The sequence below is a fragment of the Vibrio sp. dhg genome (assembly GCF_003443775.1).
GTDB lineage: Bacteria > Pseudomonadota > Gammaproteobacteria > Enterobacterales > Vibrionaceae > Vibrio > Vibrio natriegens.
Window position 1 is genome coordinate 1,693,067 of the sequence record NZ_CP028943.1, and the last position, 23,784, is coordinate 1,716,850.

Below are 23,784 nucleotides of genomic sequence, written 5' to 3' on the forward strand. Positions count from 1 at the left end.
AAGCTTTTTTCCTGTTTTGGCCTATTGGTTGGTTAAGCAACTATTGACCTATGCGCCACGGTTTATACAGGTGAATACGTGGGTTTTCTAATCAAAAGCCTTGGTTTAACAGTAGGTTGATCTATTCCTAACTCAAACACTGTTAATTGTGGTGTTCTGTCTCACTAATGAGATAAAACAACAAAAAGAATCACGATTTTTAGGAGAATTACCGTGAAATGGAACCGACTCAAATACGCCTGTTGTTGCAGCTTAATGGTGTCTATACCCGTTTTCGGTCAAACGTTAGAGCAAGCAGTGACATTGACGTTACAAAACAACCCAGATATTAAAAGTGCATTCAACGAATTTACGAGTAAGCGGTACGTAAATGATGCTTCTACAGGTGCTTATCTACCATCTATTGATTTGGATGCGGGGATTGGTTACGAAGGTCTGGACCCGTCAGACGAGGTAGCTCGCGGCGACACAGACTACACCAGAAAAGAAGCGTCGGTCACGTTGACCCAATTGATTTGGGACGGCAGTGCGACGCTGAATGACATTGACCGAACAGCTGCCGATGCAGAATCGGTAAGGTTCCAACTCTTAGCTGATGCGTCAGACAAGGCACTTGAGGTCGCAAAAGTTTACTTAGATGCCGTAAAAGCCTATGAAGTATTAAAACTATCAGAAGACAACCTTGCGGTTCACAAAGATATCTATTCAGACATTTCAAAGCGCGTCACGTCTGGCATTGGGTCAACCGCTGATTTAACCCAAGTGGAAGCTCGTATCGCTAAAGCACACGGTAACCTTGCCGCAGCACAAAATAACCTGTACGACACCCATACGATGTTTACACGCTTAGTCGGACAATCACCTCAAGGATTAATCTTTCCTAGAGCTGATGAAAACTTCCTCCCTTACACAGTGGATGAGGCGGTAAGTACGGCATACGAACTCCATCCTGTGATTCAAGTAGCTCTTGCAGATGTCGACTCAGCGAAGTTCCAGTACAAACAATCAAAAGGTGTGTACTACCCAACAATTTCGATAGAAGCATCGCAAACATGGCGAGATGATGCGGATGGTCTTAAAGGCCGAAGTGATGAAACCTTAGCTATGCTTCGACTTCGTTATAACTTGTTTAACGGCGGCAGTGATGTCGCTAACGCAGACAGTTTCGCTTACCAACTTAACAAAGCGAAAGATTTACGAGAAAGCGCGTACCGAAATGTGGAGGAAGGATTAAAACTTTCTTGGACAGCGCTAGATTTAACACTCCAACAAAAAGAATTTTTGTCGGATCACGTAGATTCTGCTTCTGAAACGGTGATTGCCTACGAAAAGCAATACAAGATAGGTCAACGAACCCTTCTTGATGTTTTGAACACACAGAATGAACTGTTTGAAGCGCGTAAAGACTACCTTGACGCAAAATATGCAGAGCAGTTTGCAAAATATCGAGTAATGAACGCAACAGGTCAGCTTCTCAGTGCATTGAGAGTCGAAGTTCCACAAGAATGGCTAGATAAGGTGGAGTACTAATTATGAAATACATAACTATTATTGCACTATCATTCGCAGTGGCTGCGTGTAGTTCTTCACCAGATGACAACGGTGACGAATATGAATACATGGATACACCTATTGCTGAGCAGAGTGCCGATCACCTTGATGATGATAGTGACGGTGTGATCAACGAAAGGGATTTGTGTCCGGGGACACCAGAAGGTTCTGACATAGACAACGATGGTTGTGGTGAATATGAAAACTCATCAGAGAAAATGCAGCTCCGAGTTCTGTTTGCCAATGATTCAGATGTCATCAACCCTGTGTTTTCGCAGCAGATATACGAGTTGTCTAATTTTTTGAAAGAGTATCCTGAGACCTCTATTGAAATTCAGGGTTACGCTAGCCGTACAGGTACGCCAGAACACAACCTGGACCTTTCTAAACGACGCGCAAATAACGTTAGAAACAAGCTGCTGAGTAACGGAATAAGCCCGGAAAGAGTGACTATCGTCGGGTACGGAGATACTGTTCTAGCAACATCAGGAACCGATGAAGTAAGTCATGCTCAAAACCGACGAGTGACGGCAACCGTGATCGGGTATAAAGGCGAAGTAAAAAAAGAGTGGACAGTCTTTACGACGCTACCAAAGAATTAACCTGAATACTGCCACCATTAAATTAAACAAAGGAGCTTCGGCTCCTTTCCTTTTAGCAACGATGCAAACCGTATTATGCTTTAGGAATCCGCCCTTTAATGTTAACCTAGCTACGTCATAACAATGAGAGTTTTGAAATGAGCAAACTTACATCAGATATCCAAGAAAACCTTGACCTTTTCGTGTCCGAAACTAAAGAAAACCAGTTAGTTTGGGGTCTGCGTAACGAAGAAGGTTGGCTATCCTGCGATTCGACTGAATTCGAAAATAGTGAAGTTATGCCTTTCTGGTCATCGAAAGAAGATGCAGAAGCACATAACGTTGAAGAGTGGGCTGATTTCGATGTCCTGGAAATTCCTTTGGATATTTTTGTAGAAGATTGGCTTCTTACTCTTGCTGAAGATGGTGTTCTTGTTGGCACTAACTGGAACGCGCAGTTAGAAGGCAAAGAAATGGAACCACAAGATCTAGCAAAACTTTATGTAGACTAATTGATGAGACCTCAGCCCACAAAGCTGGGGTCTTTTAATTTGGTATTTTTATAACTTTCACTCCAAATATCGACAAAGCGCATAGTTTTTGTCACTCTTTTCGCCTTTACATACTTCACTGATTCATACAACTCAGTAGATAATGAGTAATCTATCCATACAAAAGTAATATCGATAACATCATAATATGCGCACGCTGTATCTCCTGCTCTGCCTCTTGCTTTTTTGTAGTCCGGCCTATAGTCACCCTCACTACAGCCAACAAAATCAGAACGTTACTCAGTGGCATTCTGTTTATCAGGCCACATTAAAAACCAATGCCAAGTCAGCACTCAGCCTGCTTCAAAGCCGCTATCACACCGCAAAATATGACAGTGAGAAGCTGTATGTAAGTGGTTTGATTTATGAGTACATGTCTAACATGAAACAGCCCTATTATGGTAATAGCCAAGGGCGAAACAATGCGTTTGCCACGCTCGAAGCCGAATACATTCTCGCTTTAAATGAGCGAAGACAAGGCAGCTATGATGCCTCAGTAAAGAGCTTTATCTCGCTAAGAAATAAGATGAAGCAAAGTGCTAGCATCGAGGGTGAAGCCCTGATGAATTACCAACTTTGTTATACCTTGAATCAACAAGGGCGTTACCACAAAGCGCATTTTTTCTGCTCATCGTTAGAAAGCCACTTTGATAATAAGCATCAGGAAAACTTCCCGAAAGATCTCTCGCTTCGCGTCATCGCCAATAACTACAATTTTCGTGGCGATTATGAAAAATCGATAAGCGTATACCGCCGACTTCTTGTAAATATGCCCTATCAGAGCGACCCGTCTGGAGTCTATAACGATGTTGGTAATTTGTTGGCAGAGCTCGGGCAGTTTGAGCAGTCTGAACAATATCTAATACAGGCGCTACTTGCTCGTCAACAAGAGGGAACACCAGTCGAAGTAGCACAGGTCGAGCACAGCCTTGCTGCCATGTATGCCAAAGCCAAAGACTTTGATAAAGCCATTACACACTATAAAAACTCACTCACTATCTTAGAGCATTTTGAGTATCCATACGGTCAAGGTTTAGTTTATCTTGGCCTTTCTTCAGCTGAAGCCGAATCTGGCAATGTGGAAGAGGCGCTCAAGTATGTTAATCAAGCCTTGGGGCTTGGTGAACGATACGAAAACAACCATCTTCAAACCGAAGCGCACTTAGCCGCAGGTTTTGCATACCTGAAAAGTTTGGATGCCAAGACTGCGATTGAGCACGCTAATTCCGCGCTAAGATTATCGACGGACAATTCACGGCCATTACTGCAAGCTAAGGCGCAACTGCTGCTTTCTAAGGCTTATCAGGCCCTTAATAACTTTCAAGCCGCTTTGTCACATTACGAAGCGTATTCAACATTAGAGTTAGCAAATCGTGATTCAAAAAACATGAAAGCGATGGAAGCTCTGGACCTCACCAAAAATGAGTATGAGTACGATCTTAATCTTGCTCGCTTAAACATTGAGCGCAATCTAAAACAAACTGAATTTGAGAAACTTACAGAACAAAAAACCATCTATAACTTTATTGTTTTCTGTTTGGTGGTTTTACTCATACTGACACTTGTCGTGCAGCGACAGGCTAGGAAAAAGGCGCGTTTAGATAGTTTGACCAGCGCTTTGAATCGTTCCACCAGTATTGAAACGATAAAGAGACAGGCAACAAAAACAGACGGAGAATTACGCTATGTCCTCGCGTTGGTCGATTTAGATAACTTTAAGTCAATTAACGATGCTTACGGACATCCGGCAGGAGACTTGGTACTCAAACAGGTTTGTCAGAAAATCAGCACGAAGTTGAACAAAGATGACTTTATTGGGCGCTTAAGTGGTGAAGAGTTTGTTCTGCTACTTAAGAATGTTGATGAAATCGATGTCCCATTCCGAATTCAGAGTCTACACAAAACGATTTCAGAACTAAGCATCAAAACAGAAAAAAATGAAGAAGTCATTGTGACAGCAAGCTTGGCCTATCTCGCAACATCAAATCCATTAACTCATTTTGATGAACTTTATTCGATTTTAGACCAAGCGCTATCTCAGGCAAAAAGCAGCGGCAGCAATGTGTTCGTCGATGCTTACGACCAGCCTGTTAACCTGAGTAAGGGATAATACCAGTCTCACTGGAGTTATCCCTTATGTATCAAGCTTCGGAATTTTGTTTTTCAACCAGTGACTGCATAACCGCGTCTTTGTTATTCAGGTAGTCCTCTAAACCTGCTTTACGCAGATCACAGGATGGACAATCACCACAACCATCGCCGATGATGCCGTTGTAACAAGTAAGCGTATTTTCGCGAACCAGTTGCAGCGCATCATACTGGTCAGCTAGCGCCCAGGTTTCCGCTTTGTTCAGCCACATCAACGGAGTTTTAATCGTCAACTCACGATCCATACCTTTTACCAAAGCGGCATTCATTGCTTTAACGAAGTCGTCACGACAGTCAGGGTAGCCACTAAAGTCGGTTTCACAAACGCCAGTGATAACTGTCTCTGCACCAATCTGATAGGCATAAATGCCCGCTAGTGTTAAAAACAGAATGTTGCGCCCAGGAACGAACGAGTTCGGCAGGCCATTTTCTTGCAGTTCATGCGAGACAGGAATGTCATCACGAGTCAAAGAGCTAATAGCCAGTTCGTTTAACAAGCCCACATCCATCACTTTATGTGCTGCAACACCCAAGTCTTTCGCTACCTGTTGAGCTACCTCGATCTCGAGTTTGTGACGCTGACCATAGTCAAAAGTGATCGCGTGTACTTCATCAAATTCTTTCAGTGCCTGAACAAGACAGGTAGTTGAATCCTGCCCTCCACTAAAAACAACGACGGCTTTTTTCATGTTACTCTCCGAGCTTAAGCAATACTTAGGTATTTATGAGTTTGAATCGACAAACGCCAATTACGAGCAACACAGGTATCAATACACAATTGAGTCGCGCGAGGCTTCTGGCTTATCGGCTGCAGAGCAATGATCGTCTGCGGTGTAATCTCAGCAGACGCTAATAGCTCATCAAGATGGTCGATATCTTTCTGAGTCCCTACCGGATGCTTGATTTCATTCGCTCTTTCCAATGCACTTTTCAGCACGGGCAATTTGCCTTTCATTGCCACTTTTGGTGACACTGTCACCCAGGTTTTATCTGTCGTAACGACTTCTGACGTCCCGCTGGTCTCAATCTGGCACTGGCAACCCATGTCTTCAAACGCTTGTGCTAACGGGCGTAAATCGTAAATACACGGCTCACCACCAGTAATAACGATATGCTTTGCGTTGAAACCTTGCTTCTTATATTGCTCTACGATGTCTTCTGCCGTTGCAACACACCACGTCGGATAATCTTCCGTCTTAATCAGAATATCACCAATCGAACGTTGGTCCTCTTCTGCCGCCTCCCAGGTCTGTTTCGTGTCACACCATGAACACCCAACCGGGCATTCTTGAAGACGAACAAAAACAGCAGGAACGCCAGTAAAGACCCCTTCTCCTTGGATGGTTTCAAACATCTCATTTAGCTTATACAACGTAGAACTCACTCACTCATAATACTTCGAGGCGAAGACCTTAATGGAGAGCTGTGTCTAGGTCAATTCAAACCAAAAATTAATTGTTAAAATAGACCATTTTGTAGTTTCATAGGCAGGACGCGTTTTTAGTGGTTGTTAATAAAAGGTTGTTAATAAAATCACGCCGCAATTTTGAATTTTAAGGTAAGTAACATGTATAAACTGATCGCCCTAGACATGGACGGCACGTTGTTAAACAGCGAAAAAGTAATTTCAGATGAGAACAAACAAGCGATCGCCAAAGCTCGAGAGGCAGGCGTAACCGTTGTTTTGGCCTCTGGTCGTCCAATCGATGGTATGCAAGATAAGTTAGATGAGCTGGACATTCGTTCAGACAAAGATTTCGTTCTCTACTACAACGGCTCAATGGTCAAAAACATTGGAACAAATGAAATCATCCACCAGCAAATCATCGACGGTAAAGCAGCGAAATTGGTCGCTCAAAAAGCAAAAGAACTCGGCGCTTATGTGCATGCGTTTAGTCAGGTTCACGGATTGATCACTAACGAAAACAACCCTTACACCGATATTGAAGCAAAAATTAACGGCCTTAATGTCACCGAAATGTGCTTTGAATCTCTGGAAGATGACCACCCAATTATCAAAGCGATGATGGTTGCAGAGCCAAGTAAGCTAACCGAAGTCATTACTGCATTGCCTTCGGAAATGCGTGACAAATTTACCGTCGTTCAAAGCGCGGCATACTTCCTGGAATTTCTTAACCCATTAAGCAATAAAGGCATTGGTATTGCTGCGATTGCTGAGCACTTATCTATTAAACCGGAAGAAGTGATTTGTATGGGTGACGCAGAAAACGATCATCATATGTTGGAATTTGCGGGCTTAGGCATCGCGATGGAAAACGCCATGGAAGAAACCAAAAAGATCGCCGACTACATTACGGCAAGTAACGATGACCATGGTGTGGCAAGAGCTATCGAAAAGTTTGTTCTGAACGCTTAATAAACTCAGCTTTAACATTTCAGTCCAAATAACAAACGGCACTCAATCTAAGGGTGCCGTTTTTTAATCTTGTTATACCGAGCGTCGGATAACTGTACGTGATAATTTATCGAGCGGCTTTACTCTGGTGGCTGTGGCCAATGAATATATGGTGGATTCGGTTCCTCTTCAGGAGGCACAAACGATGGAACCGTATTTTTTACACTGCCTAAACTCTTAACGTATTGGTAGACAGCGCGTAGGTCATCTTCTGTCATGGTATTTAAAATCCACCAAGGCATCGGAGGCCTGGTTTTGAGCTCTTTTGCTGTGGCTACCCATTCTGATTCACTCAGATTACCAATGTACTCTCGCAAGTTTATAGGGTAAGTGGTTCCCCATGGCCCTCGAAAACCGAGCTGTTCGCCAAGTAGCCATTGAGACTCGGGTATGGCTCCACCACTCGGTGCATAACCAGCGGTATGGCAATCGTTACAACCACCTATTGTTACCAAGTACTTTCCTTTCGCCTTGTTGTCATCCCCCATATCACTTGACGTAGCCACAGGAGAGATATTGATAGTCATCAATAGAATTACGGAATGTATCCTTCGAATTGCCATAATAGCCATACCTATACTGTTTTATACAGGCTAATTATAGTTCTATCGATAAGAAGCGCGATTATTAACTGTTGAACACGCTAATTATTCTCTTTCTGAAATAAACTTACTCGCCTCTTCTTGATTATTACCCCTTTTAAATGAGCGAAATGCTACATATTTACAGCCATTTAGTTCATGTCTGAGTTCTAAAGCCTTCTCTATACTGTCTTAAATAATTTATCACGAGGCTATGTGAATGACGGACTACGAAAAAATGGTGGCTGGGGAGCCGTACTTAATTAACGACCCTGAACTAGTAGAAATACGCTATCAAACCAGAGATAAAACGGATCACTTCAACCAGCTAAGTTCTCGTCAGACGGAAGAAAAAACACAGGTTATCAAAAGTATTTTTAAGCACGTGGGAGAAAACGTGCATATAGAGAAAGGCGTAAGAATTGACTACGGCATCAACACAACGCTTGGGAACAACGTTTTTATTAACTATAACTTTGTGCTGTTAGATTGTTGTCCAACGACGATTGGTGACAACGTTTTTATTGCGCCCAATGTGCAAATTTATACGGCCATTCACCCACTAGACCCTCGCGAACGTAAAAAACATATTGGACAAGCGAAACCCATAACCATAGAAGATGACGTTTGGATTGGTGGAGGCTGCATTATTCTGCCTGGAGTCACAATAGGAAAAGGCAGCACAATTGGTGCTGGAAGCGTTGTAAACAAGTCTATCCCAGCCAACAGTGTGGCCGTAGGTAATCCGTGTAAAGTGGTTCGCTCGCTCGAATTTGTATAATCAGGCTAACTGGTTTAAACAATGATATAGGAAGCCTCGGATTTGCCATACGAGGCTTTGCTTCATCTATACGCTCATCAGCCTTGCGACTCTTTTAAATTCCTTCAGCCGCTTTCAGGTCTGCCTGAACGCTGACTTAAATGGTGAGTTGAAACTGGCCATTTTGATTATTGAAACCCAGCTTCTTAAACAACGCCTGAGAACGAAAGTTACCATCATCTATATCTGCATATAACTTTGTAATTCCCAGCGATTTGGCGTGTAAAAACAATACACTGAGTGCTTCAGACATATAGCCTTGCCGCCAGTAATCCGAATTAAGTAAACAACCTACCTCACATGCTTTACCACAATCACTAAAAGTGTGTAAGCCGCAAGTACCAATTACTTTATTGGTTCTTTTATCGGCAATTGCCCATTCTAACGATTCACCTGACTTCTCTAACCGGGCGACGCTCTCCAACATTTGCTGAATCATGTCTTGCGATGTAAAAACAGCATCGGAAGCAAACTCCATTGTTTGAGAATCACCATAGATTTCAAAAAGATCGTCTGCATCGTGCGCTGTGATCGTCCTTAATGTCACCCTACTTCCCAATAACTCAGGATTCATGTTTAGCCCTGATTGTTATGGTCTGAGCCATTTGTACATAACTAAACTGTCCACATACCCCAAACGACCATGTCTGTAGGCTTTAGGTATCGTACCAATTATACTGAAGCCAAGTTTTTGCCAGAGATTAACCGCGACTTCATTCGTCGAGACAACGCTATTGAATTGCATCGCTTCAAAACCAAGTTCTTCGGCTAGCTGTTGCGAATGCTCACACATCTTTCGAGCGATCCCTTTTCCTCTAGCCTCGTTTGCAACCATATAACCACAATTACAAATATGATTACTTGGACCCATTGCATTAGGCTTCAGGTAGTAGGAACCTAAAATCACGTCGTTTTCTACATAAACGTACGACTTCAACGGAACTTCACACCAGATGTGGTAAGCCTCTTCCATCGTCATTTCTGGATCAAACGCGTAGGTTTCCTGAGCGCGAATAACGGCTGAAAAGGTTGGCCAAAATAACTCAAAATCAGCCTTCGTTGTTTCCCTGAACATTCAAATTCCTCTCGAACACAATACTTTGCGAAGACGTGAGCAACGCAAACTCTAACCTTTGTATACCTTTTGGTAGAGTGAGTAACCAGCTAGCAATAAACATGGAGTATACCAAGACATTGAGGTTACACTATATTTATTCGCCAACCTGTAAATCATATTGATCACCAAAGTCACCTCACAGGTTATATAGGCAATAAAAAAGGTTTTTATCCATTCAGCACATTTGTAAGTGCCTGATTGCAGCCAGGTCATTTCGTCAAGAATAAACGTGCATGAAACAAGAAATGAAACCCACAAGCACGAGGTTCTAGCACTTTCCAGCTCAAACCAATCTATAGACAAATTCAATAAAAAACTACTAACGAGAATAATGTTGAGAACCGACATCCCTGATACCATGCAGATAAATTCTTCAACAATAACAGACCATTATTTCTAGAAGCATACTTTTGGTACTACTGTTTGCGAGCAAGCTAACACCACTTAGAATTGAAGATACCAAGCGTTAGAAATCATCTTAAACGCCTGGCATAGTGCGTTACTCGTAGTTTCGCTTACACCAGTTTTCCCAGTTGTTTTCACCCAAACTCTTTCTAGCCTTGATAATTCTAAATATGGTGATAAATCCCATTAAAATACCAAACAAGGCGAAGCCAATAAGATAGAGCCTCCAATGTTCAGGCTGTTTATGCCAAGAGAATGCCCACATGAACGCTCCCCATAATGGCCCCAAAAGTAAGCTATCCATTAAAAACACTTTTACTAGCGACTGGAATACTAGTGGCTTTTTCGAGAGGTCTTTGTATTTTGGCCAAACAAATATTGTTGGTTTAGTTAAGTCCACGGGAACACCTTTTTCAATCAAGTGCAACCGGATGAATTCTGCCTTTTCCATAAAAACCCCACTAACTATATGTTATTGAAATTTTAAGGCTATCAAGTCATTCGCCTGAAAGGATAAGCTAGATGTTGCGACTGATTTCAAAACTTAATTATTTAGTCGCTGGACCCAGAGCGAGCAACGCAAGGATAAAATGTGGGCTTTCCTGAACCACGGAGCCAATAACAGCAATTCTCTTCATGGTGCTCATCTAGTCTTCATCGTGACCTATCAACTCGTGTAAGGTGAACTCGTCCAAGAAAGGAAAGATTCGCTAGCTTGCTTTTGGGGGTCTTGGCAATACGAGAGCATTTCTTGATACGATACGGGCTTGCTGTACAGATAGCCTTGGTAAAAATCAATGTCGTTTTGTGCTATCGAATTTAGCTGTTCTTGTGATTCAATGCCCTCTGCGATCACCTTAGTACCGATCGTATGAGCCATCTTAGTCACCGCAGAGACTATGCTTTGTTCTTTTTCATGCAGACAAATGTTATCAATGTATGATTTGTCGATTTTTATATAATCTATTTTTAAATTTCTAAGCACGGATATAGAAGAGAAACCCGTTCCAAAGTCATCGACTGAAATCATCACACCGATCTCTTTTGCACTTAAAATACTTTGAGTTAGCTTCTCAATATTCGTAATCATTGCGGTTTCTGTGATTTCCAAATGAACATTGTTTGGGTTTACCGAATACTGAGAAATGAACAGTTTTAAACTATCCAAGAAGGTTTCATCTTCGAACTGAATAACCGAAACATTGATTGATATGGAAATGTACGGATGCATCTTGTTGACAGCAGCTAACGCTTCAATAGCCATTTTTAACACTAACCGTCCAAGATCTATTATCAATCCATACTCTTCAGCCACCTTTATAAATTCGTCAGGCGAGACGCGTTGCCCTTTTAAATCCCACCTAACTAATGCTTCAAAAGAGTGTATTTTATCATCTCTGACGCTTGCTATTGGCTGATATTGCATATAAAAACTATTGTCGTTAATCGCTTTTTTTATAGCTTCACATAGATACTCTTTTCGTTCATAACTCTCTTGTATATTCTTGCCAAAACAACTAACACGTAAGTTATTTCTTTTGCCATGACTAACAGCCAAATACGCATTTCTGATCGCAGTATTGATTGGGACGCTATCATCACAAATATAATAGCCAATATGATAGTCCGGTTTAACACGAATACTTCCTGACTGAAAATACACGGTTATCTGTTTCTTTAAATTACTAATAAATTGTTCTAGTTCTGCTTTTGAAAAAACGTAAGTATGGATAATAAATTCATCACTCCCATACCGGGCAGAAATTGAACCGTGAAGTTTATCATTATTTAATAATATCTCACCAACTTCCGAAATAATAAAGTCACCATACTCATGACCATAGTTATCGTTAATAAGATGCAGATTTTCTATATCAACATGTATAAAGCTATTGAGTAGTGCAGGATTGTTTTTATTAATGCGTTTTATAGCAATCGCTGGGGCGAAATTATTTCGGTTATATAAACCGGAAAGCATATCACGACGTTCTAATGTAAGTATTCTACTGGTCCTAGAGTCAACCTCATTTTCAAGGCTCGATACTAAGCTTTCAATTTTAGTTTGATTATCGATTGATGCGTAAACAAAATTGGCACTTCTTATGGCTGTCAAACATAGTGCAATTCCATAAACGATCCCCATTACCCCAAAGTTTCTTAGCGTAACATCGTTTCCAGTAAGTAATATAAAGCTGTATGGAAAGATGGTAATAGCTACGTACACCAGAGCGGAGCGCCGATCAACAGAGAGTAATGTGACGCTACCGCCCGACATCCCACAAAAAATGACTAACGTGAACATGACTTCTTCTAACGTCATTGTTTGATGAAATATATAAGGGTATGCAGCCCATGCAATTGCTGAGACAGTGACACCAATAAAATGAAAGTCTAATTTATATTGGTTGTCGTTAGAAATACCATAATGAACCCAATAACGTACGCCGGTAATTACATAGATCAATAGCAACCAATAAATTTTCTCATTAGTAGCATGAGGCCCATATACATTAGTCATTACTAAAATTGACGCAATGCAAACATTGATCGCCAGTAAGGTGACAATATTAGAGGAAAAGACTAATAAATGGCTGCGTTTGTTCATATAAAACACTAAGCAATTGGTTGCACTATTCTATTTAAATTAGCTTGTCTAACCAAATAAGTCTATATATTTACTCGATTTAATTGCACAAATAATATTTGTTAAGAAAATTACCATATTGAGAATGATACCTTTCTAAGTTTACAGTAATCTTAACACTATCAGGTAAAAGCTTGCCGACTCAAAAGACGGACAGAAGCGTGTCTGAGTTTCCTAACACGCTTAATTACCGACATTCACACTAGATGCATGGACAAAGTCACTTCGTTTGATCATCAACACGTTCGAGTGCAGTATCTAGAACCCATTAATCCTTTCTATCAGGCTGAAGAAAATCGCTCGTCCGACAGGGGTCAGCTCATCAGGAAAATCATAATCAGGGTTATGCAACTGCGGACTCTCTCGACCTGAACCTAATACAAACATGGCTCCTTGTTTCGCGACTTGGGTAAACTGACCGAAATCTTCTGACCAACGCATTGGCTCATCAAGCAAAGTATAAGCCGTCCCAGTATCGCGGCAAGCCTGCACGACGAGCTCACAACCCTGCTGCGAGTTGACGCTGGCCTGAAATACATCCTGCCATTCCAGTGACCAATTTAATCCATAGCTGTCTGCATTTTGCTCGGCCAATGCGCTTGCTGCTTCGACTAACGCTTGCATCGTCTGATTACTTTCACTGCGCAATGTCGCCATCACGACCGCTTCCCCAGGAGCCGTGCCAAACGCGACTTCCCCTAATTTTGCATGAATCACTGTTACCCAGCAGCGCTCGCTAAGAGATTCGGGCAGAGTATTCAGTTGCGAGATAATATTACACATCGCCATAGCCGGACTTACACCATTTTCCGGGTGTGCCGCGTGTGAAGTTTTGCCCTGCAAACGAATGATCATTCCCCGCGAGGCGCAGTTAAACGGGCCGGATTTTACGGCGACGTGTCCGAGAGGCAGACCGGGGTAGTTGTGCAGAGCAAACGCATAGTCGGGCATCATATCGGTAAACTTCGGGTCATTCACCATGTTGATCGCCCCTTCTCCCGTTTCTTCCGCAGGTTGAAAAGCAAGAATCACTCTCCCACTGGCAGGACGGTTTTGATTAAGTATCTCCCCCAACGAGGATACAATCGCCATATGCCCATCGTGTCCACATTTATGAGAAACACCGTGGTGAACAGAGCGATAATCGAAGGTATTCGTCTCATCAATCGGTAGCGCATCCAGTTCGCAACGAATCAGTGTCGTCGGTCCCGGTTTATTGCCTTGGTAAATAAACGCCAAACCACTTCCACCAAGGCCGGTGACGACTTTATCCGGTGCAAAATGGTGGAATTGTTCCATAATGCGCTGCGCGGTTTCGGTTTCCTGATTGGATAACTCCGGAAATTGATGAAGCGTGTGGCGAAACTGGGTCCAGCAAATATCAGCCATAAAACAATGTCCTCCGTGACCATGGCATAAGATTGAGTAAAACCAGAAAGTAGCGTAACTCAACCTACTATATCATTCCGCACGTTTCACCTGTCGTTACGTGTAACGTTGAGTATTCCTATGCCACAGGTCGGAATAACGATAATGTTCAGTTCACTATTCTCGTCGTCTCACTGCTTTGAAGCTTTGTATTTATGCTGCGAAAACACAATTTATAGCAATCAAATGCGTTTGTGTTTACCATGAAGACAAATGTACCAACCGCGTTTTCACTCTATGGGCACGACAGCAATCACACGACTCCAACAAGACTTATTATTCAAAGTTATCGCAAAACTAAAGGCAGACAACGCGCTGACTGGTTGTAGTTTGAATGAATCGTCTTTAGCGTTGCAGTTCGACGTATCAAGAACACCAATCCGCGCCGTGCTTAAATATATGGCCGATCAAGGCATCACCAAAGCGGTTCCTAACAAAGGTTTTGTGCTACTCATCGACGCTGAAAATATTGCGGAGATGGGGAAAAACACCAATCAGCAATCCCGTGAAGAGAAACTTTTTCTTCGAGTACTTATGGATCTGTTTTTTGGTGAGCTGGAATGCCCTATATCAGAAAAAGAGCTACAAGTGCGTTATGACGCCAACCGAGGTGAGATACAAAATGTTCTGCGACTGCTGGAAAGTGACGCGATCCTCCACCGAAGTCCAGGCTACAAGTGGCAACTTGACGGTGTGCTGAATACACTCGACAGGCATACAGAAAGCTATCGATGCCGCCTTATATTCGAACCCGCAGGTCTGCTCGAACCAAGCTGGAAGCTGGATCGTGACACACTTGAAACTCTACTGGACCGTCACCTAAAAGCCATTGCTGAACCACAAACCGTAACGGCAAGCCAGCTATTTAATTTAAGCGCTGAATTTCACGAAGTACTCGCCGCTTGCTCGGGTAATCGTTTTTTGTTGGGCATCATGCAGCAACACAACCGTCTGCGCAAAGCCACCGATCTGGTATCCATGCATATTCAATCCTCTGTGACGACCTCTTGCCAACGACGCGTCGAGATCATTGAACTATTGCTAAAAGGAAATAACGCTCAAGCCGCAACAAAGCTCGCTCAATTGCTGGAAAATGACATTCGCGTTATGAAACGAACCTATCAAGATGTGATGAATGTACCTCGTGCGCAGCGAGAGAGCCTATTAAACAACATTGCCCACAAACTCAATTAGCTGGACTCCGAGTTCAACACTTGGGCCCCACTCGCTCCAACCTTCCATTTTTCCACTAGCTCAACATTGCTTTGAGCCTGACGAACCAAGTACAGGCTCTTTTACTCATCCCATAGCTTTGCTTGTTCATTCCAATTTCTTACTTCTCTTCGGGCTGCAAACATTCATCCACAGTGACCAGAAACAAAAGTTGCACTTGCATATTGTATTTTTGCATCAAAAATACAATAATAATGATTCTTATTTAGAATAAAGGGTTGTCGCAGTGAAATTCCGCGGTTTGACGACGTTCAATGAACCGCTAACACCACATCGAATCTGCCCGACTTGTAGCAATCTAAGTTGCTTTGTCTTTCATTTACCAGTGACAGACGAAGGCTTATTTAATTAAAACAAAATCAAAGGTCAGCGACCCTATCAGAGGATTTAAGAGTCCTTTTGTTGATAAACATAGAGAAGAAAATGAACAATAAAAAAGGAAGTTTAAAGATTTCCACTGTTGCACTTGCCGTAGCCGCTGCAAGTACAGTGTTGGCAGCTCAAGCAGAAGAATACGTCACTGATGAAAAAGTGGTGATTGTTTCAAGCCGCACCCCTAAAGCGATCAGTGATATTCCGGGCACAGTTTGGTATATCGGCTCCGAACAGATCGAACAAGAATATCGTGGAGGGAAATCGCTTGGTGAGATCCTGGCGTCAACCATTCCATCGCTAGATGTAAGCAGCGGTGCAAGAACCAATTACGGCCAAAACCTGCGTGGACGTAAGATGCTCGTCATGATTGACGGTGTCTCTTTGCAATCATCCCGACAAATCAGTCGATATTTAGATTCCATTGATCCATTTAATATTGATCGCATTGAAGTTCTTTCGGGGGCAACCTCTTTGTATGGTGCTGGCGCTTCAGGTGGGGTGATTAACATCATAACGAAAAAAGCCCAGAGCGAAGATATTGAGTTTGAATCCTTCGTTGGTGGGTCTTCAGGCTTTAACTCCGGCGAAGATTTTGATTATAAAATAGGTCAAGCCATCTCTGGTGGCAGTGAAAAGGTTCAAGCTCGCGCTTCTGTTATGTACAGTGAAACGCAAGGCTACTTTGATGCTAATGGCGACATAGTGACTCCGGACATTTCGCAGGGCTCGTTACAGTTTAATAAAACCGTTGATTTTCTAACAACCGCTGGCGTTAATATTTCTGAGACAAAGAAACTGAATCTTTTGGCACAGTACTATGACAGCCAACAAGGTTCGCCTTATGGTCTGTACATTGTCGGTGGCGATTTTATTGATGTGCGAAAAGGCTTTGATTCAGACCGCGAACATGGAACCGAGCGTATGATGCTCAGTGCTTCTTACGTCGACGAGCAGTTTCTCGGACATCAGCTGATTGCAGAAGCTTCCTACCGTAAAGAAGACCAAACTTACACACCTTATTATCAATCTTCTGGTCAACAAATTACCGATGTCGTTTCATTAAAAGCGGCGCTGGCGAAAAGCTTTGACCGACTAAACATCGTTTATGGCATCGACGCTTATCAGGATAAACTCGACAGCAATCAAGCGCTCTACGATCCAACCATCGCTAATAATTCGGGCAATCTGATCAACAAAACTTACGCGAAAGTTGGCCGATATCCTGGTATCGAAGTCAGTTCCATTGCTGGATTTGTGCAAACTGATTATGCAATAACTGATGACTGGACCGTTGAAGGCGGTATTCGTTACCAATACATATCAAACGAGATTGACGATTTTATTGGCTACAGCCAACAGAAGAAAATAGCAGCAGGCAATGGTACTTCCGCTGATGCCGTTCCGGGCGGTGAAACCGACTACAGTGTTAGCCTATTTAACTTGGGTACGGTTTATCATTTAGATAGCGATTCGCAAATTTGGGCGAACTTCTCTCAAGGCTTCGACCTAGCAGACCCGGCTAAGTACTATGGACAAGGAGACTACACCCTTGTTGGCGATCACTGGCAGCTTAACGATAGCATCAACGTAAATAAATCGAAGATGTCGGGCATTAAAACCAACAGCTTTGAACTTGGTTACCGCCTGGATGCTGGTGATCTGAATGTACAAACCGCCGCTTATTACTCACAGTCTGATAAGTCAGTGACATATAACAAGACAACCATGCTCATCGATGAAATTGATGACAAGAAGCGTGTCTACGGCCTGGAAGCGATGGCGTCTTACTGGATGAATGACAATATTCAGCTCGGAGCATCGGGTCATTATGTCATCTCAGAAGTCAAAGGCGACGAGGGCTGGCAAGACTTTACCGCAGGTGAAGCGAGTACCTCAAAAGCGAACGCGTGGGCGGGTTGGGTTGACTCGGAGCTATCAGTAAAAGTCCAAAGCCAAACCATGTTTGACTACAAAGATGACGATAAAAATGAACTCAATGGCTACACCGTGTTTGATCTCGTCGGTAACTATCAACTTCCCGTTGGAAGCCTAGGCTTTGGTATTCAAAACCTGTTCGATAAAGATTACACCACCATCTGGGGTCAGCGCGCTCAAATTGTGTATTCGTCTCATTACGAGTCAGCAGCCTACGATTACAAAGGCCGTGGAAGAACGTTTGTTCTGAACTATCAAGTGAAGTACTAATCCGTACAACTTGAAAAACCATTCCAATAGAACAAAGAAAAAGCCTCACAAAGATGTGAGGCTTAATTGTATCTGGTTGCAAGTGGGTCCTATTCGACGTCCAATACTCTGCTTTTCAAACGCTTGCCTTGAGTCAATTTTCTTACCAGAAGCGTGAATAACAGCATCAACATTGGATATTGTAGCGTGATAAATACCAGAGACCAAAAGCCTCTGTACGATACGCTCGTTGCTGAATACAGGTACAACTGCTGTGCCAATATCAAAGCCAAAATAACAAAAACGGCCTGTCTGGTACTTAACTGCACTTGGGATTTATCAAACGTCAAAACGATCACAGAAGCCGCCATCAGAATAGCGAGCCAGTTGCCAAATACTGGTAACGGCCAAACAACACAAATCACCGCCGTAAATACCGTCATAGCCAACCACACTCCTTTCGAGGTGAGCAACTGATCAACATGTATCTCCGGGTTTACTTCCAAACGCAGAATATGCCAAGCGACCAAAATCCCCAACAACGCCCCCAGCAACATATCCAAGATAAAAGCCGTACCAAGGAAGAATTTAGCCAGCACAACAAGCAGCGTCATACCAATAATCAGCCCCGTTGAGCCATTAACGCCAAAGTTACCGTTTTTGTGGAATAGAAAAGTGAGCACACAGCACCACACTGCGATAGGCAAGCTTGGAAAACTGAAACCGAAGCTGTGTGTGAGCTCGACCACTGGCATATAAACATGCGGCCTTGGCAATGAAAATCCCTGCTGCGCGACAAGTATCATCACTGACGTTACTGAAATTGCGAAAAATAGTCGAAAAACAAACCGGCTACCAAATCGCATCATCACGAACGGGAACAGAAACAGTAAAATGGTTGGTGCCGTGAGCTCTAAAATCATTTCGGCAGTCTGAGAAGCCGTCTGAAAACTGGTTGCTGACAATGAGCCGACCCAGTTTTGTAACTCCATCATCCAATCCAGTTCGATCTGACGAAACGATGGAGCAGACTCGATCAAATGATTAATGTAATGCACTGGCTGATGCGTCGCATCGTTGAAATAACCAACGACCGTTTGCCACTGTGCGGGATAACGATAAGTAGAAACGGGAAGCTGTTCTGGTGTTAGCAACATTGCTGACGCAATTTCGACACCATAATGTGGCGCAAACCAAATTGGTAGCTCATTTCCCCCCATAGAATTGATCATTGAGTAAGAAATGATCTCCGAATCTGACACACAGTCAAAGAACACGGCCGTCTCAGTGCGGCCTAACTCGTTGCCCACCGTAACGACTAATCCGGTTTCTTCCCAAGTTTCCCTTTGAGCAGCGGCTCTTGGTTGTTCGCCTTCAATTATTGTGCCTCCGGGCAAAGAAATTCGATTGGTTAGGATCTCGTGAATCAATACCAATTTATCATCTGCTCGCACAACACATAGTGCGCCTTTTACTGACTCTGAAGACGACGACGCAGCAATAGCGGGCGAACTACCCAGTAATACGCAGTAAAGAGTGAGGAAAAATAACTGTCTCAACACAAAATGTAACCTTTAATAATAACCGACGTGTGAAGGCAGCAATACTGATAGATTTTGAAAAACTTAGTGATGCCTTATGCGTATGATACATAAGACCGGGGAAGTTAGAGATAAAAACTTAATCTAACGCTGACATTGCCCGGACATAATGCGTAATTGCGATGGCAATTCTGACAGTTATATGGGTTCATGTCAGGAAAATTTCTGCTCCATGTTTAATTTCTCAGTTCTGCAACTGAGATTAGGCGCATTTGTTTAAAATGAATAACTTCTAGCAATGTTTTGGAAATGCACCATCCTCCATGAAGTGCAACTAAATGCACTTAGATGTTATTCTCCGAAATAAGGCCGTTCGGATTCAATCAGAGTCACCGACCCTTATCAGGCATGATCAGCAGTATTCTTAAGCAATGGGTTTTCTTAAGCAATGAATGTGGTGACCAAATCCCTGCTTTTCATAGAGCGCTAACGCTTGTTGATTAAAGTTCCATACTTCGACAAACATCTGCTTCGCGCCATAATTAATAAAAGTGGATTCAATTCTATCAAGCAGTGCTTTTGCGACCCCTTGCTTTCTGAACTCAGGCAACACGTACAGTTCATCAACACTGCCCATCATCACAGGCTTACTGACGACAGAAATTAACTCACAGAAGTGCCCAGAAACAAACCCTATAATTTCATCGTCCTTTGCAGCGACATAAACCAGACATTCTGGGTTATCTATATAGCGTCCAATGCTTTTCTCTTCTTCAATTTCTTCTGCCGTTTTAAACAGTTCCGGTGATTGAACATGATGCTCATCATGCAAGTCGAACATAAGGTCATTGAGAATAGAGATGTCGTCAAAACACGCCGATTTAATTACAAATGCACTCATAAAAAAGCTTACTAAAATTTGAACCTTTGTAGTTTGTGACCAAAGTACAGGGATAGCAAGTCACTAGGATCAATAAAGTCGTTGTTTGGTTATTCTTACTGCGACCATATTGAAATTTACCACCCGCCGGAAAGAAAAAAGCCCCTGCAGGGATTGCAGGGGCAAAACATTAAACGTGGAATAGATTAAACGCTATCGACGAAGAACACGTTCGATTTCACTCAGACTGGTTGGATCGTCAATGGTTGATGGAACCGTGTACTTCTCACCATCAGCAATTTGGCGAATGGTTCGACGTAAGATTTTCCCTGAACGCGTTTTCGGTAAGCGATCAACGACCAGCGCATGCTTAAAGCAGGCAACCGCACCGATCTCACTACGTACTTTTCCGACCAACTCGCCTTCCAGATCCAGCTCATCAACTTTGACGCCGTCTTTCAGTACCACAAAACCAAGTGGAAGCTGCCCTTTCAGATCATCGTGAATGCCAACTACAGCACATTCTGCGATGGCCGGGTGACCACCAACGATTTCCTCCATCTCACCAGTAGAGAGACGGTGACCAGCGACGTTAATAACATCATCAATACGTCCCATGATGAATAGGTAGCCGTCTTCGTCGAGATAACCACCGTCACCCGACACATAGTAGCCAGGGAACTGGCTCAGATAACCTGTCTCAAAACGATCATGGTTACGCCATACGGTTGGTAAACAGCTTGGCGGTAACGGACGTTTTAGCGCAACAAAACCTTGCTGATTGGCTTTCACTGGCTCACCAAGTTCATCAAGAATTTCAACTTGATAACCAGGAATTGGCTTAGTCGAAGATCCGGCTTTAACTGGCATCATTTCAATACCTGTTGGGTTACCCGCGATAGCCCAACCCGTTTCCGTTTGCCACCAGTGATCGATAACCGGTTTGTCGGCCTTGCTTTGCACCCATTCAAGAGTTGGAGGGTCCAAACGCTCACCAGCCATAAAGATGGTTTTTAAGTTAGACAAATCGTAATGTTTTAGAAACTCACCTTCTGGGTCTTCTTTCTTAATCGCGCGGAATGCGGTAGGTGCAGAGAACAACGCATCAACTTTGTACTCATCACAAACTCGCCAGAATGCACCCGGATTAGGCGTTCTAACCGGTTTGCCTTCAAACAGTATCGTAGTACAGCCATGAATCAATGGTGCGTAAACAATGTATGAGTGCCCTACTACCCAGCCAACATCAGATGCAGCCCAGAACACGCCACCCTGTGGAATATTGTAAATGGCACTCATTGAGTACTTCAGCGCTACCGCATGGCCACCGTTGTCACGAACCACGCCTTTCGGTTTACCCGTCGTACCTGATGTGTAAAGGATGTAGAGCGGATCTGTCGCCAGTACTGGTACACAAGCGTGTGGAAGTGCTTGGCTGTACTCTTGCTGCCAATCCAGATCTCTCTCTTGGTTTAGCTCGGCTTCACATTCCGGACGCTGGAAAACAAACACTTTCTCTGGCTTCCAACGGCTATCCATGATGGCTTTATCCACCATTGGCTTGTATGGAATAATTTTGCTGATTTCGATACCGCACGATGCCGTCATGATGACTTTAGGCTCGGCATCTTCAATACGCACTGCCAGCTCATTAGGTGCAAAACCACCGAACACCACTGAGTGAATTGCACCCAATCGTGCACACGCAAGCATCGCCATCGCCGCTTCTGGGATCATCGGCATGTAAATAACAACTCGATCGCCTTTTTCAACACCTTGAGAAGACAACATACCGGCAACTTTCGCTACCTGATCGCGCAGCTCAGTGTAGGTATAGGTCTTTTTATTCCCTGTCACTGGTGAATCATAAATCAGAGCGGCGGTATCACCTCTACCTTGTTCACAATGGTAATCCAGTGCTAACCAAGACGTGTTCATCACGCCATCTGGGAACCAACGCTCAATACCGTTTTCATCAGTATTCAAGATGGTCTTTGGAGATTCGAACCAGTCGATATTCTCCGCTTGAGCGCGCCAAAAACTCTCCGGTTCGTTTTTCGCCCATAAATATTCTTTTTCGTATGAAGACATATTGCTTCCTCCAGTATGTCCTGACATTGCTTCTCTATTCAAAGACATTGGAGGGTACACGCACAAATCCCTCCATCAGTATTCTCGCACTTCGGCTCATGATGGCTTTTTGCACCACCCAGCCCTGTTCAGTTTGCTTCGCTTGTGCCCCAACTTTTAACGTTCCTGATGGGTGGCCAAAAGTCACTGACTCTTTTTCACCGCCACCAGCAGCCAGGTTAACTAATGTTCCCGGCACACACGCTGCAGACGCGATAGCAACGGCTGCTGTTCCCATCATCGCATGGTGAAGTTTGCCCATCGACAACGCGCGGACAAGCACATCGATATCCGAATCATTCACCGCTTTGCCGCTTGAAGACAGGTAGCTTTTCGGTTTGGATACAAAAGCGATTTTTGGTGTGTGCTGGCGTGTCTGAGCTTCTTCTAGTTCAGAAATCAGACCCATTTTTAACGCGCCATGAGCTCGGATCGATTCAAACATTGCCAATGCAGCGTCATCGTTATTGATATCATCTTGTAGCTCAGTACCCTGATAGCCAATCGATTCAGCATCAATGAAAATGGTCGGAATACCCGCGTTGATAAAGGTCGCGTTGAAGGTACCCACATCAGGCACCACCAAATCATCGACTAAGTTACCCGTTGGGAACATGCTGCCTTCGCCGTCTGCCGGGTCAACAAAGTCCACTTGAATTTCCGCCGCTGGGAAGGTCACGCCATCGAGTTCAAACTCGCCGGTTTCTTGCACGAAACCATTGACGATTGGCACGTGGATCAAAATGGTTTTACTGATGTTCACCTGCCAAACGCGCACCGTCACAATCCCATTTTCAGGAATGCGATCTTGTGGAATCAGGCCAGCATGAATGGCGAAGGGACCGACTGCCGCAGACAAATTTCCGCAGTTACCACTCCAGTCTACGAATGGCTTATCGATCGACACTTGGCCAAATAAGTAGTCAACGTCATGATCGGCTTGGCTACTGCGCGAAACAATTACCGTTTTACTGGTGCTTGAGGTTGCGCCACCCATACCGTCGATTTGCTTTGCATAAGGATCCGGGCTGCCGATAACACGTAACAACAGATTGTCACGTGCGGCTCCAGCCACTTGCGCTTCTTGAGGCAAATCTTCGAGGTTGAAAAAGACCCCTTTACTCGTGCCGCCACGCATATACGTCGCCGGCACTTTGATTTGGCTCATTTGATTCGGAGTATTGTTTTCCATAACCACT

General features: G+C 43.5%; 20 protein-coding genes. 8 read left to right on the top strand and 12 right to left on the bottom strand.

All coding sequences use genetic code 11. The features are described from left to right. The first annotated feature begins 213 nt into the window (after window positions 1–213). From DBX26_RS07815 to DBX26_RS07830, 4 genes are all read left to right on the top strand, one after another. Window positions 214–1,530 carry a TolC family outer membrane protein gene (locus DBX26_RS07815; RefSeq protein WP_024372964.1) on the top strand — a complete coding sequence of 439 codons (1,317 nt, stop codon included), beginning with the start codon at window positions 214–216 and terminating at the stop codon, window positions 1,528–1,530. A gap of 2 nt (window positions 1,531–1,532) precedes the next feature. Continuing rightward, window positions 1,533–2,153: an OmpA family protein gene (locus tag DBX26_RS07820; RefSeq protein WP_065296866.1), complete on the top strand. Its 621-nt coding sequence runs from the start codon at window positions 1,533–1,535 to the stop codon at window positions 2,151–2,153. Between the two features lie 137 nt (window positions 2,154–2,290). Beyond that, window positions 2,291–2,644, top strand: coding sequence for a DUF2750 domain-containing protein (locus DBX26_RS07825; protein WP_014231917.1), 354 nt, complete (start codon window positions 2,291–2,293; stop codon window positions 2,642–2,644). Window positions 2,645–2,831: 187 nt separating this feature from the next. Continuing rightward, window positions 2,832–4,793 carry a tetratricopeptide repeat-containing diguanylate cyclase gene (locus DBX26_RS07830; RefSeq protein WP_118118600.1) on the top strand — a complete coding sequence of 654 codons (1,962 nt, stop codon included), beginning with the start codon at window positions 2,832–2,834 and terminating at the stop codon, window positions 4,791–4,793. A 31-nt stretch (window positions 4,794–4,824) separates the two neighbouring features. On the opposite strand, the gene queC is transcribed toward DBX26_RS07830, so the two are convergent. Then, the gene (queC, locus tag DBX26_RS07835) at window positions 4,825–5,520 is read right to left on the bottom strand and encodes a 7-cyano-7-deazaguanine synthase QueC (protein ID WP_014231919.1); all 696 of its coding nucleotides are present in this window, start codon (window positions 5,518–5,520) and stop codon (window positions 4,825–4,827) included. 14 nt (window positions 5,521–5,534) lie between these two features. After that, window positions 5,535–6,185 carry a 7-carboxy-7-deazaguanine synthase QueE gene (queE, locus tag DBX26_RS07840; protein WP_162889681.1) on the bottom strand — a complete coding sequence of 217 codons (651 nt, stop codon included), beginning with the start codon at window positions 6,183–6,185 and terminating at the stop codon, window positions 5,535–5,537. Window positions 6,186–6,398: 213 nt separating this feature from the next. Between queE and DBX26_RS07845 the strand changes: the two genes are divergently transcribed. Continuing rightward, complete coding sequence (locus DBX26_RS07845; protein WP_118118604.1) at window positions 6,399–7,208, top strand: Cof-type HAD-IIB family hydrolase; 810 nt, start codon at window positions 6,399–6,401, stop codon at window positions 7,206–7,208. Between the two features lie 119 nt (window positions 7,209–7,327). Here DBX26_RS07845 and DBX26_RS07850 read toward each other — a convergent pair whose 3' ends face one another. After that, window positions 7,328–7,810 (bottom strand): c-type cytochrome, encoded by a 483-nt coding sequence (locus DBX26_RS07850; RefSeq protein ID WP_118118606.1) that lies wholly within the window; start codon window positions 7,808–7,810, stop codon window positions 7,328–7,330. Window positions 7,811–8,048: 238 nt separating this feature from the next. Between DBX26_RS07850 and DBX26_RS07855 the strand changes: the two genes are divergently transcribed. Next, on the top strand, window positions 8,049–8,609 hold the full coding sequence (locus DBX26_RS07855) for a sugar O-acetyltransferase (RefSeq protein ID WP_118118608.1): 561 nt from the start codon (window positions 8,049–8,051) through the stop codon (window positions 8,607–8,609). Window positions 8,610–8,745: 136 nt separating this feature from the next. On the opposite strand, the gene DBX26_RS07860 is transcribed toward DBX26_RS07855, so the two are convergent. From DBX26_RS07860 to DBX26_RS07885, 5 genes are all read right to left on the bottom strand, one after another. After that, window positions 8,746–9,222: a GNAT family N-acetyltransferase gene (locus DBX26_RS07860; RefSeq protein WP_118118610.1), complete on the bottom strand. Its 477-nt coding sequence runs from the start codon at window positions 9,220–9,222 to the stop codon at window positions 8,746–8,748. 15 nt (window positions 9,223–9,237) lie between these two features. Continuing rightward, on the bottom strand, window positions 9,238–9,723 hold the full coding sequence (locus DBX26_RS07865) for a GNAT family N-acetyltransferase (RefSeq protein WP_118118612.1): 486 nt from the start codon (window positions 9,721–9,723) through the stop codon (window positions 9,238–9,240). 541 nt (window positions 9,724–10,264) lie between these two features. Continuing rightward, window positions 10,265–10,621, bottom strand: a complete 357-nt coding sequence (locus DBX26_RS07875; RefSeq protein ID WP_118118615.1) for a DUF6404 family protein — start codon at window positions 10,619–10,621, stop codon at window positions 10,265–10,267. 216 nt (window positions 10,622–10,837) lie between these two features. After that, window positions 10,838–12,775 carry a bifunctional diguanylate cyclase/phosphodiesterase gene (locus DBX26_RS07880; RefSeq protein WP_118118617.1) on the bottom strand — a complete coding sequence of 646 codons (1,938 nt, stop codon included), beginning with the start codon at window positions 12,773–12,775 and terminating at the stop codon, window positions 10,838–10,840. A 297-nt stretch (window positions 12,776–13,072) separates the two neighbouring features. Beyond that, complete coding sequence (locus DBX26_RS07885) at window positions 13,073–14,203, bottom strand: amidohydrolase (RefSeq protein ID WP_118118619.1); 1,131 nt, start codon at window positions 14,201–14,203, stop codon at window positions 13,073–13,075. A 276-nt stretch (window positions 14,204–14,479) separates the two neighbouring features. On the opposite strand from DBX26_RS07885, the gene DBX26_RS07890 reads away from it, so the two are divergent. Together DBX26_RS07890 and DBX26_RS07895 are read left to right on the top strand one after the other, a co-directional pair. Then, window positions 14,480–15,436, top strand: coding sequence for an FCD domain-containing protein (locus tag DBX26_RS07890; RefSeq protein WP_118119770.1), 957 nt, complete (start codon window positions 14,480–14,482; stop codon window positions 15,434–15,436). A gap of 462 nt (window positions 15,437–15,898) precedes the next feature. Next, a complete protein-coding gene (locus DBX26_RS07895) occupies window positions 15,899–18,055 on the top strand; it encodes a TonB-dependent receptor (RefSeq protein WP_118118621.1) in 2,157 nt (718 codons plus the stop codon). A gap of 89 nt (window positions 18,056–18,144) precedes the next feature. Here DBX26_RS07895 and DBX26_RS07900 read toward each other — a convergent pair whose 3' ends face one another. From DBX26_RS07900 to prpF, 4 genes are all read right to left on the bottom strand, one after another. Further along, window positions 18,145–19,596 (bottom strand): bifunctional NUDIX hydrolase/phosphatase PAP2 family protein, encoded by a 1,452-nt coding sequence (locus DBX26_RS07900; protein WP_162889682.1) that lies wholly within the window; start codon window positions 19,594–19,596, stop codon window positions 18,145–18,147. Between the two features lie 403 nt (window positions 19,597–19,999). After that, window positions 20,000–20,476 carry a GNAT family N-acetyltransferase gene (locus DBX26_RS07905; protein WP_020336336.1) on the bottom strand — a complete coding sequence of 159 codons (477 nt, stop codon included), beginning with the start codon at window positions 20,474–20,476 and terminating at the stop codon, window positions 20,000–20,002. Between the two features lie 192 nt (window positions 20,477–20,668). Then, the gene (locus tag DBX26_RS07910) at window positions 20,669–22,546 is read right to left on the bottom strand and encodes a propionyl-CoA synthetase (RefSeq protein WP_162889683.1); all 1,878 of its coding nucleotides are present in this window, start codon (window positions 22,544–22,546) and stop codon (window positions 20,669–20,671) included. 34 nt (window positions 22,547–22,580) lie between these two features. Next, window positions 22,581–23,777 carry a 2-methylaconitate cis-trans isomerase PrpF gene (gene prpF / locus DBX26_RS07915; protein WP_118118625.1) on the bottom strand — a complete coding sequence of 399 codons (1,197 nt, stop codon included), beginning with the start codon at window positions 23,775–23,777 and terminating at the stop codon, window positions 22,581–22,583. Window positions 23,778–23,784: the final 7 nt, after the last annotated feature.